The organism is Calothrix anomala FACHB-343 (genome assembly GCF_014696435.1).
Classification (GTDB): domain Bacteria; phylum Cyanobacteriota; class Cyanobacteriia; order Cyanobacteriales; family Nostocaceae; genus Aulosira; species Aulosira anomala_A.
On sequence record NZ_JACJQG010000007.1, the window covers coordinates 1 to 14,246 of the forward strand.

14 protein-coding genes are annotated in these 14,246 nt (G+C 40.9%); 5 read left to right on the forward strand and 9 right to left on the reverse strand.

Features of this window, described 5'->3' with window-relative positions; genetic code table 11:
* Nucleotides 1-488 precede the first annotated feature (488 nt).
* Nucleotides 489-1,784, reverse strand: a complete 1,296-nt coding sequence (locus H6G08_RS05140) for a GAF domain-containing sensor histidine kinase (protein ID WP_242046074.1) — start codon at nucleotides 1,782-1,784, stop codon at nucleotides 489-491.
* A 451-nt stretch (nucleotides 1,785-2,235) separates the two neighbouring features.
* Here H6G08_RS05140 and H6G08_RS05145 point away from each other — a divergent pair, with 451 nt between their 5' ends.
* The 3 genes from H6G08_RS05145 to H6G08_RS05155 are packed head-to-tail and all read left to right on the forward strand — an operon-like array spanning nucleotide 2,236 to nucleotide 4,032.
* A complete protein-coding gene (locus H6G08_RS05145) occupies nucleotides 2,236-2,748 on the forward strand; it encodes a DM13 domain-containing protein (RefSeq protein WP_190539324.1) in 513 nt (170 codons plus the stop codon).
* 32 nt (nucleotides 2,749-2,780) lie between these two features.
* Nucleotides 2,781-3,494, forward strand: a complete 714-nt coding sequence (locus tag H6G08_RS05150; protein WP_190539326.1) for an NADPH-dependent FMN reductase — start codon at nucleotides 2,781-2,783, stop codon at nucleotides 3,492-3,494.
* A 49-nt stretch (nucleotides 3,495-3,543) separates the two neighbouring features.
* Nucleotides 3,544-4,032 (forward strand): cupin domain-containing protein, encoded by a 489-nt coding sequence (locus H6G08_RS05155; RefSeq protein WP_190539328.1) that lies wholly within the window; start codon nucleotides 3,544-3,546, stop codon nucleotides 4,030-4,032.
* A 227-nt stretch (nucleotides 4,033-4,259) separates the two neighbouring features.
* Here H6G08_RS05155 and H6G08_RS05160 read toward each other — a convergent pair whose 3' ends face one another.
* The 5 genes from H6G08_RS05160 to cobG form a co-directional block, all read right to left on the reverse strand.
* Nucleotides 4,260-4,898, reverse strand: a complete 639-nt coding sequence (locus tag H6G08_RS05160) for a type I restriction endonuclease subunit R (protein WP_190539330.1) — start codon at nucleotides 4,896-4,898, stop codon at nucleotides 4,260-4,262.
* Between the two features lie 3 nt (nucleotides 4,899-4,901).
* Nucleotides 4,902-6,101: a DUF4336 domain-containing protein gene (locus H6G08_RS05165; RefSeq protein WP_190539332.1), complete on the reverse strand. Its 1,200-nt coding sequence runs from the start codon at nucleotides 6,099-6,101 to the stop codon at nucleotides 4,902-4,904.
* Between the two features lie 1,038 nt (nucleotides 6,102-7,139).
* The gene (locus H6G08_RS05170; protein WP_190539334.1) at nucleotides 7,140-7,844 is read right to left on the reverse strand and encodes a precorrin-2 C(20)-methyltransferase; all 705 of its coding nucleotides are present in this window, start codon (nucleotides 7,842-7,844) and stop codon (nucleotides 7,140-7,142) included.
* A gap of 3 nt (nucleotides 7,845-7,847) precedes the next feature.
* On the reverse strand, nucleotides 7,848-8,474 hold the full coding sequence (locus H6G08_RS05175; RefSeq protein ID WP_190539336.1) for a precorrin-8X methylmutase: 627 nt from the start codon (nucleotides 8,472-8,474) through the stop codon (nucleotides 7,848-7,850).
* Nucleotides 8,475-8,530: 56 nt separating this feature from the next.
* Nucleotides 8,531-9,985: a precorrin-3B synthase gene (cobG, locus tag H6G08_RS05180; RefSeq protein WP_277877798.1), complete on the reverse strand. Its 1,455-nt coding sequence runs from the start codon at nucleotides 9,983-9,985 to the stop codon at nucleotides 8,531-8,533.
* A 444-nt stretch (nucleotides 9,986-10,429) separates the two neighbouring features.
* On the opposite strand from cobG, the gene cbiE reads away from it, so the two are divergent.
* Nucleotides 10,430-11,641, forward strand: a complete 1,212-nt coding sequence (gene cbiE, locus H6G08_RS05185) for a precorrin-6y C5,15-methyltransferase (decarboxylating) subunit CbiE (protein ID WP_190539340.1) — start codon at nucleotides 10,430-10,432, stop codon at nucleotides 11,639-11,641.
* 56 nt (nucleotides 11,642-11,697) lie between these two features.
* Here the strand turns inward: cbiE and H6G08_RS05190 are convergent, their stop codons facing one another.
* From H6G08_RS05190 to H6G08_RS05200, 3 genes are all read right to left on the reverse strand, one after another.
* Nucleotides 11,698-12,414 (reverse strand): Uma2 family endonuclease, encoded by a 717-nt coding sequence (locus H6G08_RS05190; protein ID WP_190539342.1) that lies wholly within the window; start codon nucleotides 12,412-12,414, stop codon nucleotides 11,698-11,700.
* 76 nt (nucleotides 12,415-12,490) lie between these two features.
* Nucleotides 12,491-13,231 carry a cobalt-precorrin-6A reductase gene (locus H6G08_RS05195; RefSeq protein ID WP_190539343.1) on the reverse strand — a complete coding sequence of 247 codons (741 nt, stop codon included), beginning with the start codon at nucleotides 13,229-13,231 and terminating at the stop codon, nucleotides 12,491-12,493.
* Nucleotides 13,232-13,402: 171 nt separating this feature from the next.
* Nucleotides 13,403-13,828: a DUF1636 domain-containing protein gene (locus H6G08_RS05200; protein ID WP_190539345.1), complete on the reverse strand. Its 426-nt coding sequence runs from the start codon at nucleotides 13,826-13,828 to the stop codon at nucleotides 13,403-13,405.
* Nucleotides 13,829-14,053: 225 nt separating this feature from the next.
* On the opposite strand from H6G08_RS05200, the gene H6G08_RS05205 reads away from it, so the two are divergent.
* A complete protein-coding gene (locus tag H6G08_RS05205) occupies nucleotides 14,054-14,233 on the forward strand; it encodes a hypothetical protein (RefSeq protein ID WP_190539347.1) in 180 nt (59 codons plus the stop codon).
* The last annotated feature ends 13 nt before the right edge of the window (nucleotides 14,234-14,246 follow it).

Below are 14,246 nucleotides of genomic sequence, written 5' to 3' on the forward strand. Positions count from 1 at the left end.
AGAGGTTTCAATTTGGGAATGCGATCGCAATCTTAATCAGGTTTGTGTAGATTGGCGTTTTCGTACAGAAGATGCAAGAGTTAAGCTTTCAAAGATTTATCCAACCCCTCAAAATTAATGGGACAGACCACTAGTAGCGCGTCTAGTCTAATTTGTTGGGTTCAAAAAAATGGAAATGCCATAATTGCGGAATAATATCATTAATCAACCAAACATTTTAAGATTGCCGCGCTACTAGCTTCCTTCGCGTACTTCGTGTCTTCGCGGTTCGTTTTTTACCAATCATAATTTACAGCGATTTTCAGGTAAATGAACCACATTTTTTTGTCTCACGCAAAGACGCAAAGACGCAAAGGAAGAAAGAAATACAAATATCAGTTTGTGGTCTAAATACATGAAAACTGCTGTAATGCGATAAACCAGTTGTGCTTGATTGCATTAATTTTGCTGCGTTGCTAGATTCCCAACTTGTTAAAGAAGTCGGGGATCTAATTGCCACTAACTGTAATAATAGGGAGTTGAACAGTAACAGTAGTTCCTGTTAATAGCTGAGACTGAATACACAACTTACCATGATGAGCATTCACAATGCGTTTGCTAATAGCCAAGCCTAATCCAGTACCTTCAGGTTTTGTGGAAAAGAAGGGTTGAGATAGCTTGCAGAGAATTTCTGGAGGAATGGGATTACCGCTATTATTAACGTTAATGGCGACTGTATCAGTTAAAGAACTATCTATTTCTAATGTCACAATATCGCCGGGTTTCACTGCTTCACAAGCATTGCGAATAATGTTAATGAAAACTTGCTTGAGTTTGTCGCGATCGCCTAAAATTTTCACTGGTGATAATGTCGGTATAAATTCAATTTTTCTATCTAGAGCTTCCGGTATTTCACAAATTGTTAGCAGCAAATCGCCAATGAATTTATTAATCTCTAATTCCCTCAGTTGTAATACTTGCGGCTTGGCATAAAGTAAAATTTCACTTAATAGACGTTCTAAACGACTAGCTTCGCCGAGTGCTAATTCTAAACGTTCTTGTGCGGCTGTAGTTAAAATAGTTTTTTGAAAATACTTTAATCCCATAATCATCGTAGTTAAGGGATTGCGAATTTCATGGACAATTATCGAAGAAAATTCCCCAATTGCTGCTAATCTTTCTTGTTCTAATAGCTTGGCTTGGGTTGTACGTAATTCTGCTGTACGTTTTTCAACTTCATCTGCTAATATTTGATTAAATTGGCATTGTTGCTGATAAAGATGATAGTGATCTATGGCTGTTGCTGCACGTTCAGCAAATAGTTCGACAATTTGAATTTCATCTTCCGTAAATTTCCTCTTCTGCCGATGAAAAGAGCAAATTGTCCCAAATACTTGACCTTCACAAGTTTGTAATGGTACGCCTAAATATGCTCGGTAACCTGATGCTGGTTTACCATATTTTGGGTTAGCAATTGCATCTTCAACGGCTAAGGTACGCTTCATTTCTATGACTGTATTAGTCAACTGACCATGCAATGCATAAACACGGGGTGCATCTTCGGGAATTTCAATACTACTTGCTAGTATAGTTTCCAATCCTTCTTGGCAATAAGTAACAACTGTCCAATCTATTCCTATCAGTTCGCTAACTCCACAGGCGATGTTATGTAAATAAGAATTAAGCTCGCCAGTACGGTAATTTAATGAAGAGAGAAGTTCTATTATCCGCCGTTCGCGTTGCCATTTGTGCTTGGGGAATAAGATTTGACCATCTTTGGTTTGACTCATGAATGCCTGATGCATGATTTAGTAAAAAAATTCAAAAATTGAATACTAAATTTTCTGTTTTATTGCGCTTCGCGAGTCATTTGTCAGTAGTCAGTAGTCAGTTGTTTTTGGATTAGTTTAATACCCCGTCTCCTTGTAGGCGATATATATTTCTTTGCCACTGACCACTGACCACTACCACTGACCACTTAGTCTGATAAAAAGATTGTACTAGATATAGGTTTTTTCGTATACATTAATCTTGCGAGTTTTTTCTTAAAAAAATCTAAAATTAATTAACAATCGCAGAAAAATTAAATTTTGCTGAGAATTTGCTGAGAAGTTTATTGAGAAAATATCAGTTTGATTGATGTCAATTTTTAGATAGATATAATTTCCATTGGCATAATTCAAGCAAGAATTAGTTAACAGCGCAGTTCCAGCGCGAAATCATCTTGCTAAGTTATCCATTGAGGAATATTAAGTCATGAAATTAGGAAATTTACTGATACTAACTACTGCGGCTTTAATTGCTGTTGGCTGTGTGGAACAGTTACCCAAAAATCAAGCTGTTGTAAATGCATCTGTACTACCATCAGTGAATGCTGAAAAACCTGTAAATCAATCGGTAATTGCTCAAAATGTCGCTATTCAATCAGGAGCATTTATTTCAGGAGAACACAAAACTCAAGGTACAGTCAGGATTACAACGACGGCAGGTAAATCTATTTTAGAGCTTGGGCAATCTTTTAAAACTTCTACTTCCGGCCCTGATTTAGTGGTAATTTTGCATCGATCCGATAATGTACTTGCTTCAACTCAAGCACCATCTTATCCATTAAATAAGCGTGATTATGTGATTCTCGCGCCTTTACAAAAATATAGCGGCAATCAAAGTTATACCATTCCTAATAATATTAATCTGGCTGATTACAAATCTGTGGCTATTTTATGTCGCAAGTATAATGCTACTTTTGGCGCTGCAAAGTTGAATAGTTAATTATTAGTTGTAGATTTGGGGAGCGGAATATTATGCTAGATTCATCTTTATTTATTCCCGTAATTCTGGGTACTCCGCGTAAAGGTCGTCAAAGCGAATATGTAGCCAGATTTTTGGTTGAGCAGATTTCCACACGCGATCGCCTGTATACTGAATTGATAGATATAAAAAATTTGGCGATCGCCACTGACGATGCTGGCGAATCCGTCAAAGATCCGCAATTTTCTGCCACGATGGAACGTGCAGATGGCTTAATCATCGTCGCGCCAGAATATAATCACGGTTATCCGGGTATGCTCAAGCATGTACTTGATACTTGTTTAAAAGAATATATCCACAAAGCTGTCGGATTGTGCGGTGTTTCTGCCGGTTCCTTTGGGGGTACTAGGGTAATTCAAAATCTCTTACCTGTAATGCGGGAATTGGGATTAGTCACGATTTTTTATGACTTGAATTTTGCTAACGTGCAGCAATTATTTGATGAGTCAGGAAACTTAATTGACAAACCAACTTATATTCGCCGCATGGAAAGATTTATGAATGAGTTGATTTGGATGTCAACTGTTTTGAAATATGGTAGAGAAAAAGTTAGCTTAGATCAACAAAATAATCATCAAATTAATCTTCATGCAAATAAACCTTGTCCAGAAATAGCTACTCGCATGGGTACAGATGCAATGGATACTGTGTTGCAAGTTAGTCTATGTGCTGAAACTGGAAAGGTAGAAGCTACCCCGATGACCTAAGTGATATTTAAATATGATATCGGAAAACGTAGCATAGGAGCGAATAAAAATGACAGCTAATTTACAAGGTATATTGCAGCAACCAGGACAAGGTAATTCATACTGGGTACTGGGGGATTTGTACACATTTAAAGCAATAGGTGAGAAAACCGATAAAACCTATGCTTTGATGGAAATTCTTATCCAACCACAAGGCGGTGCGCCGCCTCATATTCATAGTCACGAAAACGAATCTTTTTATATTCAAGAGGGAGAATTGGAATTTCAAATCGGTGAGGAAATAGTAGTAGCAACTCCTGGTACTTTTCTCCATTCTCCCAAAGGTCAAATGCATAGTTTTATTAATAAAACTGACCAGCCTGTAAAATTGTTATGTTGGGTAACACCTGCTGGTGCAGAAAAATTTTTCATGGAAATCGGTGTACCAGCAGTAGACATAACTCACTCACCTAAAGTTAGTCCCGCAGATATTGAAAAAGTCATAGCTACTGCGCCCAAATATGGCTTACAGATTATTCCCCCAAATTCACAAGGATGATTTTAGGGCGAGACAAAGCAAGCTACACAGGTGTATTTATTGGATAGGTATTAATCTTCAATGGCGATTCTACATTGTTCTTTCACTTACCCGACATACCGCCCGCAGGCTAGAAGCCTGGGGCTATAAATACGAAGCCTGCAAAAGCAGGCTTTGTTCGTATAGCAATACCCTTCTAGGGTATTGTGTCAAAGTTAGAATGCTCCCTGTTTATTTGATGTTTTAGTTTAGTAATTATTGGTAGAAATTAACTCGCCAAGATGGCGCATAATTTTTAAAACATCATCTAACTCACCTGGGTTTAAAATACTAAATTTGCGAGATAATCCATAAATAGGATTTTGTTGTCTCACTAGTTTGAGAAATATAAAATCTTCGCCTCCTGTCAAAATACCAAATGAGGGTTTATTTATGTGAGGATTGCAAAGCATGTAAGCAAGTGCTTGGGGTATCCCTAAACCTAAAGAAAATGTAGTCCGTTTGGCTTCAAGAACCCAAACCCAAAACTGATTTTGTACTACTAAAGCATCAATTCTTCCTTGCAAAACTTCTGCTGCTGTTTCTACTTCTAGTGTTACCGTTGGTTCAAATCTTGTTTTAAACGGAGCATCGTAAAAACCTGCTATATCTAGTAGTGGAGCTACCATCATCATTTTTACTCCACCTTCTAACAAAGTTCCTTCATCGAGTTGATAAAAGTAACGAGAACGTATTTTATCTAAAAATATGCGATCGCTCTCACTAATATTTGGCAAATTATCATACCATTCCGGAAAGAATTGCTGAGTATCATCACGCTGCAAGTTAAAATTTTCGCGTAAAAATTTGAGTGTGGTTTTTTCAGAAATGGGAATTGTTTGCACCATAATTTAAATCTTCTCTTTCGGCGGTGTGGCAATACCACGTTTCAGTAAATCAGCTTCAAGTTCTTGCATAAATTTTAAATCTGCTGCTGGGAGTGTGTGATTTACAGAAGAATTCTTCTCTAAAAAGGCGAATGCTTGACGGAATTGTTGGGGATTGGTTTTAATTGGCGAGTCAAAATGACAGCTAATAATTTGCTGAAAATCCCAACTTGCAACTTTATCAGCCCAGTCTAGTACGGCTTTTGGTGCTTGGGGAAGAATTAGGGTTTGCAGAATTGGCGCAACAAAGGGACGCCCATTATTGCTGAGGGCTGCAAATGTTTGTTGCCAATTTTCTTGCCATTTAAAGGGATATAATCCAAAATAAGCTTTTCTGGAGCGATTTGGCGCTTGCAAAATATCGCGCCACATATCGCCTAAGCCAGTAATTTCTACGGCGCTAGGACGAAAGTATATCGCAAATAAGGAAATCCTCTGCCATCCTTTACGGCGGTTTACGGGATTATCGGCGATCGCATCTTGGGCGCTTTCCCTGGCATGGAATAATAAAGGATAGGGATCTAATTGAGCGATCGCAGGCGGTTCTTCAGATATAGAAAGTATGGTATCAGTAAGTAATAAAGTGCGCGATCGCTTGTGAAAAATTGCCACTTCGCCAAACGCACCCCTTCCCAAATCGATATCTAACACCGCATAGTCAAATTCATCCGCAAAGGGAACTTGGCTGCTATCTTCCGGGATTTCCTGAGTCCGTTTTTGGGGAAAACCCAGCCAGCTTAAGGGTAAATTTAGCGGAAAACTCCACTGATGAGGCGCAACAAATACCTGTGCTTGGGGAAAGCGTCTTGCAAAAGGCCCCACAAACACTTTATGTTCTAAACCCGAACTTGTGGGAAGTATAATGTATTTAATATCACCATGCTTTTCTACCAAATCATTAATTAAACGGATACATTCAGCAGTTGGGGCGACAGGCGCGTAAACCAACAAACCCCCAGCTTCTAGCTTAACTACAGTCATCCGAATCGGCACAATAGTGTAGAGAATGCCTTGCTGTTGATCGAATGTCCAGATAGTATCTTTTACTACTTCAGTGCGAATTGTGCGCCGTTTGCTATAGGGGTATAGTGGTACAGTCAGCCAAAACGGCCATGACCAATCTTGCGGATTTGTCTGTAGTTCTTGTGACCCCTGTGCATTCATAGTTATTTTACCGTTTAATGCTCCTTTTCAATTTCTAGCATTAATAGGTTGACTGTTGACTGTTGACTGTTGACTGTTGACTGTTGACTGTTGACTGGTCAAAAGATTAAAGGTGTTGAATATACTGAAATTAATAAGCAAATTGCGTTATGAGAAGGCAATATCAGCTTTTGCTTGCTAAATATACTGAAATGAGAACTCAAACCCCAGTTTGAGAACTCAATATTAACTTTTGAGTGCGGAATACACCGAAATGAGAACTCAAACCCCAGTTTGAGAACTAAATATCAACTTTTGTCTGCTGAATATACTGAAATGATAACTCAAATCCCAGTTTGAGAACTAAATTTGCAGTTTGAGAACTCAAACCCCAGTTTGAGAACTAAATTCTGCTAATGAGTAAACAAATCGCTTGATGAGAAAGCAAACCGTAGTTTGAGAATACTGACAGGTTAGGGAACTCTAAAAAATAAATTATGCCAAATTGTAGGGGCGGCGTTACCTATTAGTGTCAACTTAAGCTAAAAGCCTTTCTCTATCTCGTTTCCAGCCTCCGGCTGGAAATGCGGATTCGTGGGCTGCTGCCTCGTCTTCTGATAAATTGAGGCAGAGCCTCATAAATCTAAGCTCCCACGCAGAGCATGGGAGCTAGATGGAATGGGGGTTTCGCGTTAAGTTGACACCTATGGAGGTAACCCCGCCCCTACGAGTTGCTGTCGTAGGGGCACGGCATCGACAATATTTTGGTACATACAATAATTTTACTGGTGCCGTGCCCCTACTAGCGCGGCAAGCTTAATTTGTTGGGTTGAATAATCAGAGACTATATTTATTATTGGTAGATTTTCTAGATTGTTTGAACCCAACTTTTTAACCTTGTCACGCTACTACGCCTGTTAGTTGGTCAATTTTTTTAATGAACCGCCTTCTCTTCGAGAGGCTTCCGCCAACGCGCAGCGTCTCGCAGAGAAGACGCCAAGGACGCAGAGAGAAGAAGAAAAAATAGAAGGAAGTAATGCTTAAATGAACTGTATTGATTTATAACCTACTTTTACTCGGAATTATAATCATTGCAAAATAAGGTACTTCCGCCGGATCGACTTCATCTAAGGGTACAATTCTTTGCTGTGCCATTGTCGCCCGTTCAATATATAGCGCCCGCGATGCTAACCCCAATTGATGCAAAATATCCCGCACCTTTGTAAAATGACGCCCTATTTTCATAATTGCGGCTGCATCGGTGGTTAATAGCTGTGATATTAATTCTTCTGCTGGTAAAGGTGCAGGTAAAACTGTGAGAACATCGTTGTAGTAGGTAAAAGGCACGCCCAAAGCTACCGGACAAGCCATTAAGGAAGAGACTCCAGGGACTACTTCGGTTTCGTACTTCTCAGATAAACGTGTAAATACATACATAAAGGAACCGTAAAAAAACGGATCGCCTTCACACACTACAACCACATCCCGTCCGGCTTCGAGATGTGCTGCAATCGGTTCAACTTCCCGATCATAAATTGACTGGGCTTTTTCCGGTTCCAAAGCGCGGGGGAGGTGATACAGTACTTCGATTTGATTTCCGGAAAGATAGGGAGCGATAATTTTTCTGGCGATACTTTCTTTATCTGTGGCTGATTGATAAGCGATAACCGGCGCAGCTTGTAATAGCCGTAGCGCTTTCAGAGTCAAGAGTTCTGGATCGCCAGGCCCTATGCCAACTCCATACAGCCGACCTTTTTTAGACATATATTATTCTTCCTCTGTTGCTAAGGCGTTAACTGCGGCGGCGGCGATCGCACTTCCACCACGCCGACCATGTAATGTTAAAAATGGTACATTCCGGCTATCTTCTGCCAGGGCGGCTTTTGACTCTGCTGCACCCACAAACCCCACAGGAAAACCCAAGATTACCGCAGGTTTGGGACAACTTTCATCAAGCATTTCCAACAACCGAAATAAAGCAGTAGGCGCATTACCAATGGCTACTACTGAGCCTTCTAGGTGCTTTTTCCATAACTCCAAAGCCGCCGCCGAGCGCGTAGTACCCATTTTTTGAGCTAATTCTGGAACTTCTGCATCATACAGCGTGCAGATAACTTGATTATTCGCAGGTAATCGCTTTCTCGTGATTCCTTCCGCTACCATGCGACAATCACAGAGTATCGGCGCACCATTTGCCAAAGCTACCCGTCCAGCCTGCACTGCTGTAGGTGAATATCCCACATCAGAGACAATATCCGTCATTCCACAGGCATGAATTAACCGCACCGTAACCTTTGCTACATCTGGCGGCAATATTTCTAAATTCGCTTCCGACCGAATGATCGCGAAAGAATTACGATAGATTTCCTTGGCATCTTGGATGTAATCAGGCATTTTGAGGGGCTAGAGGCTAGGGATAGAATGATAAATAACAATTGTACAGACGCGATTCATCGCGTCTCTATTGTCTCCATCGACCATTGACTCACATCATATCGACGAGCAAATTCTCTAAAGGTCTCATTCAGGTTCAGGCGTTGGGTTTTATATACTAGCAGTATCTCCTCTATCAAGGCGGGCAATTTGGCAACAGTTACAAATTGATATTCTCGACCAAATTTTTGCTCTTTGTCGTCCACACATACATATACTCGATAACCCTCGACTGTTTGATTTTCTTCCTCAATGCTGACACCAAGGAGAGTGATATCACTTTGATGATGTTGAGCGCAGGATTTATTACAGCCGCTAAAGTGAATGTTTACGGGGCTATCTAAAGCAATATGATTTTTCAGATATTCCGCTAATGTTAAAGCGTCACCTTTGGTGTCAGTTGCCGAAGCTGCACATCCTTTCTTGCCAGAACAAGAAACTAATGCAGCGTTAATATTACTGACTGCACAATCTAATCCCAAAGCCTCAATTTCCCTTTGTACATCAGCGATCGCTATTTGGGGAATATCCGTTAATAGTAAATTTTGCCAAGGTGTGAGGCGAACAGTTCCACTACCGTATTTTTCGGCTAACTCAGCTAACCCCAATATCTGCATTGTTTCTAATCGACCTAAAGGCAAAACAACGCCAAAATAATATAAATTTGGCTGACGCTGGGGATGAATGCCAATATGGTGATAATTTATTGCTGTTTTCTCAATTGATATCTCGATTTCGCGAGTAGATAAGGAAAAATCTAAACGCTGCTGGACTTGTTGCAGATAATTTTCCCAGCCGATATTGTTTAATAACTCTCGCAGACGCAGTTTGTATTTAGTACTAGGCTGAATATGAGCTAGGTAAACCTCAGCTAAGGCGACTAAAACAGGCAAACATTGTTCTGGTGTAACAATAATTCCTGTATCTTGGGCTGGTTTACCTTTTGCGCCGATACTCAAACCAAGACGGAAGTAAACCTGATTCTCTACTAACACAGCCGCGAAAACGATATCATTAATGCGATCGCTTACCGAAACAATTCCCCCGCCATCAAAGCAAACGCTAAATTTAGCAGATAGTCCTGATAGTTGGGTATTAGCTGTGATGTAATTATCCCAAGCTGTTACCAAAGGACGAGTATCAATCAATTCTTGGGGATCGATACCAGCCGTAGGACTGGTCATAATATTGCGGATTTGATCTACAGTTGTGTTACTACAACCTAAACCTAAAGCTTGGAGACGCTGTAATACTTCAGCATCGATCCCCTGATGGATTTCCCGCACTTGTAAGTTAGCGCGATTTGTCACATCAATATAACCACCGCCATATTGTTGAGCTATCTCTGCGATCGCGCGACATTGTTGACTAGTTAAAATGCCACCAGGTATTCTAATGCGAGATAATATACCATCTTGAGCAGGGGTGGCGTAAAACAAGCCAGGACATTTAGTAAACCCAGACGATAACAAGACTAGAACTCCTTCCCTGTGCAACGCAGGGATGTAGATTACCACTGTTCTTTAACAGCTTGAAAGTTGGCATTCTGACTTACTCAATTTTGGATTTTGGATATTGAATTTTGGATAATTCGCTGACTCCTGATTTATCTGAGTCACGGGTTGCTAACATAATCCCGACCATCAAAATTGCTATCTAAAATCTAAAACTGCTTTACAGCTGCGGCACAGTCCCGGAATTTCACCGGCGTTTCCCAACCCCAAGCTTTAGTAATTTAGCATGAGTAGGGAGTGAGAATTAGCGCTGCTTTATATTTTTCATTAACTGGTTAAGATTTCTTTAACCAAGCTATACATAACGAAATCCAGTCTGGATATACCTTGCAGCCATGCAACTGTTAAACCTAAAATTAGATTCCTGATATGAAGAAGGCATAACTTAATTACAATTGTTTGATGATAGATAAATGGCTGGCGATTGTTGGTATTGGTGAAGATGGGTTAGCGGGGTTAAGCGCGATCGCTCGTTCTTTAGTAGATCGTGCAGAAATTATCGTCGGTGGCGATCGCCATTTGGCTATGCTTTCTAGTCAGGATCAACGCCCAAAAATTACCTGGGCTTCCCCCATTAGCGCCTCAATTGCAGAAATTATCCAACATCGCGGTAAAGCTGTATGTGTTCTAGCCAGTGGCGATCCCATGTGTTACGGCATTGGTGTCACTTTAACACGACAAATTCCCCTATCTGAAATTACAATTATTCCTGCACCTTCAGCGTTTAGTCTCGCTTGTGCCAGGCTAGGATGGTCTTTAATGGAAGTAGAAACTTTAAGCTTGTGCGGTCGTCCAGCTGCGCTGATTCAAGCTTACATTTATCCTGGGGCGCGACTACTAATTTTAAGCGCTAACCAAGACACACCCGCAACTGTGGCGCAAATTTTGACACAGCGAGGCTATGGTAACAGTAAAATTACGGTCTTGGAACGGATGGGTGGAACCCAGGAACGGATGAGAGAAAGTACTGCTGCTACTTGGAATGAAACAGATATCGCCGCTTTAAATGCGATCGCAGTAGATTGTATTGCCGATTCTGGGGTAGTCTCTTTACCCAGAGTACCAGGATTACCAGATAACGCCTATCACCACGATGGACAATTAACTAAACACGAAGTCAGAGCGATTACCCTAGCTACTTTAGCACCTACACCAGGACAATTATTATGGGATGTGGGCGCTGGTTGTGGTTCCATTTCTATAGAATGGATGCGCAGCGATCCGCGCTGTCAAGCGATCGCTATTGAACAAAACTCTACGAGATTGGGCTACATTGCTGATAATGCAGCCGCTTTAGGCGTACCCAATCTGCAAATTATTGCGGGAAAAGCACCAAATCCTCTCAAAGATTTACCCCAACCCGATGCAATTTTTATCGGCGGTGGTGTTACAGCCGATGGGTTATTTGATATTTGTTGGTCAGCACTCAAACCAGGTGGTAAATTAGTTGCCAATGTCGTCACCATTGAAGGCGAACAAACATTATTTAAATGGTATGAACAAGTCGGGGGAAATTTTACCCGCATCGCCATCCAACGCGCCGAACCTATTGGTAAATTTTTAGGATGGCGGGCGATGGCTCCGGTAACACAGTGGGTAGCGCAAAAGTTATAAATTTTCTTAACTTTCTTGATTTTAATTAATACAAAATCTTGAAATTAATTTATCTACTACACAATATTGCTTGCTAATCTGGTTATAAATTCTATATGCTCTGGCGAATTTAATCCAGCTTGTAAAACAGCCATTACTTGAGACATATCTCCCGCCATTAATGCGGAAACTGCTAACCATAAACCAGGCATTACTTGACTTTGTAAAATTCCCTCTGCATTTGGTTCCAAGGGTACATATTCACTTTCATTTAACGCGAACCAATCCAACCTATTTTCTAACATCTGCCAAACAATATATTCTTGAATACCATTACGCCGATAAGCCTTTTTCTTATCGTGTAAATCATAAGCTGCACTACTGGCAGCAATTTCTATAACTAATTCTGGTGCGCCTTCTATATAATCATCTGTTGTTAGCCGCGATTTTCCCCCCAAACTTGGTTCAATTAATAAAACTGCATCTGGTTGCGGTTCATTATCTTGATCTAGCCTTACTGTTGGTTCAATTCCTAACTTAATACCTGGAGTTGAAATTTGGTAAGTTCCTAACCAAATAACAATCTTGCCATGTGGTTCTGCATGACTTTGAAAACGTAGAGGTGATGCCAAGTAGACTACTCCTTCAATTAATTCAGCTTTCTTGTGTTTGGGCATAGCTTGATAGCGACGTTCAAATTCATAGCGCGACAATCTATCACCGCTTTCCAAATGTGGAATTAAAGCTGGAGTTTGATTAATATCTGGTTGCTGTGGTTGTTTCTGTGTCACCATATAGCATTACTCCAGTATTGTGAATACTTTTATTTTAAATGAGCATCCTTGTTTATATAGGATTACGAATTACGAATTACGAATTATCGATTAACCAAGTTATGGCATCTTCAATATTATTAACTTGCTCTCCTGGCGGTACTGCAGGACGGTTTACCATCACGACTGTTACCCCTAGTTCTCGCGCGGCGATAATTTTGGCATAAGTCGCATTACCACCACTATTTTTGCTGACAATAGTATCGATTTGGTGCTGAATCAAGATTTCTCGCTCATTCTCTAAGGTAAAGGGGCCGCGATCGCACAATATTAAACCAGGTGGTACCAAGGTATCAGGGCTAGGCGGATCTATCACTCGCATTAAAAACCAAATATTATCTAGATAGGCAAAAGCGCTAATTTCTTGCCTACCAACGGTTAAAAATACTCTTTTTGCTTGATTTTCTAAAGCTGCGGCGGCATCTGTAATATTATCAACTTCAATCCAGCGATCGCCTTTTTGCTTTTCCCAAGCCGGACGATTAAACAGCAATCGGGGAATACCAACTTCTGCCGCCGCCGCCGCCGCATTCCAAGACATTTGATTAGCAAAGGGATGGGTAGCATCGATGACAAAATCAATCCTCATCTCTTGTAAATAGCTAACCAACCCCGCCACCCCACCAAATCCGCCAATACGCACGTTACCAGCCGGGATTGAGGGCTGACGAGTACGACCGGCTAAAGATGCGATCGCCTCAATTCCTGGAATCCCATTGACTCTCGCAGCTAATTCTGCTGCATCACCCGTTCCCCCCAAAATCAAAACATGTTTCACGATAGATAGTTAGTGGTCAGTGGTCAATGGTCAGTGGTCAATAGTCAATGGTCAATAGTCAATGGTCATTTGTTATTATTCCCCCTTCCCTTGTCACGCCACTTGCTACAACGCGGGGAACCCGCGCAACGCAGTGGCTCCCCCTTGTCTCCCTTGTCCTCCTTCCCTCCCCTAGCCCCTAGCCCCTGAAATCGGCGGAATCTTGGCTAAAATCCCCTTTTTCAGCGCTTCCGGTCTTTCCGACCAAGGCAGTATTCCATCATTTTTATCGTAGTATTTATTAGCACATTCTAATACCGCAGAAGCACTTTCATCAACTGCTAAATCGCCAAACAGATACGTAATTTTACCTTGGGCAGCAAAAGCAACTACGCAAGAACGGTTACAAGCACTCATGCATTCTACTGGCTGAATCGCAAATTTTTCTCGTAATTCCCAGTCTTGTGCTAATAATTGCAGTTTTTTCAGGAATTTTTCGCCCCCACTTTCGCCTATACGTTTGCCATCTTGCCAAACGCTGGCACAGGTCTTGCAAACAAATAGAGTATGAGACGATACATCAGAGTTACTATTTAGAGCATTATCGACAGCAGTCATCCGTACCTCGTGGTGTATACAAAAAATAATTAAAAATCCGTAGAAATGGCGGGGAACTGGAACAACAACACACGGAAAATAATCTAGGACAACTGACTAATGATAGATGTCCTTACGTCAGAAATAAAATTTAGTAATTTTCCGCAATTTTCACCAGGACGAAGTTATCTATCATTGTTTAATCTTTAACTAGACAGCGACCAAGCTCCTATAGTATTTGTTCCTATGGCTCCCAAACATCAAAAAATTAAATTCCCTCTGTGGCATTATCTCAATCAGCCTTTATTTAGCCGTGAAAGTAGATTAATCTGGAATCCTCGGACTTTCGCTTCAATCTGGCGAATTCAGCTTTTAGAACGGTGTTGGACGAAAGAATGTGATGCTAAGGGGCCGCAACAGCATTAAATTATTATTAATG

What these genes read in the sequence shown, in the direction of transcription:
- H6G08_RS05150 (WP_190539326.1), top strand. Translation starts at nt 2,781, where the DNA reads ATGCTAGATTCATCTTTATTTATTCCCGTAATTCTGGGTACTCCGCGT.
- H6G08_RS05145 (WP_190539324.1), top strand. Translation starts at nt 2,236, where the DNA reads ATGAAATTAGGAAATTTACTGATACTAACTACTGCGGCTTTAATTGCT.
- H6G08_RS05165 (WP_190539332.1), bottom strand. Translation starts at nt 6,101, where the DNA reads ATGAATGCACAGGGGTCACAAGAACTACAGACAAATCCGCAAGATTGG.
- H6G08_RS05140 (WP_242046074.1), bottom strand. Translation starts at nt 1,784, where the DNA reads ATGCATCAGGCATTCATGAGTCAAACCAAAGATGGTCAAATCTTATTC.
- cbiE (WP_190539340.1), top strand. Translation starts at nt 10,430, where the DNA reads ATGATAGATAAATGGCTGGCGATTGTTGGTATTGGTGAAGATGGGTTA.
- H6G08_RS05155 (WP_190539328.1), top strand. Translation starts at nt 3,544, where the DNA reads ATGACAGCTAATTTACAAGGTATATTGCAGCAACCAGGACAAGGTAAT.
- H6G08_RS05160 (WP_190539330.1), bottom strand. Translation starts at nt 4,898, where the DNA reads ATGGTGCAAACAATTCCCATTTCTGAAAAAACCACACTCAAATTTTTA.
- H6G08_RS05175 (WP_190539336.1), bottom strand. Translation starts at nt 8,474, where the DNA reads ATGCCTGATTACATCCAAGATGCCAAGGAAATCTATCGTAATTCTTTC.
- H6G08_RS05205 (WP_190539347.1), top strand. Translation starts at nt 14,054, where the DNA reads ATGGCTCCCAAACATCAAAAAATTAAATTCCCTCTGTGGCATTATCTC.
- H6G08_RS05190 (WP_190539342.1), bottom strand. Translation starts at nt 12,414, where the DNA reads ATGGTGACACAGAAACAACCACAGCAACCAGATATTAATCAAACTCCA.
- H6G08_RS05170 (WP_190539334.1), bottom strand. Translation starts at nt 7,844, where the DNA reads ATGTCTAAAAAAGGTCGGCTGTATGGAGTTGGCATAGGGCCTGGCGAT.
- H6G08_RS05200 (WP_190539345.1), bottom strand. Translation starts at nt 13,828, where the DNA reads ATGACTGCTGTCGATAATGCTCTAAATAGTAACTCTGATGTATCGTCT.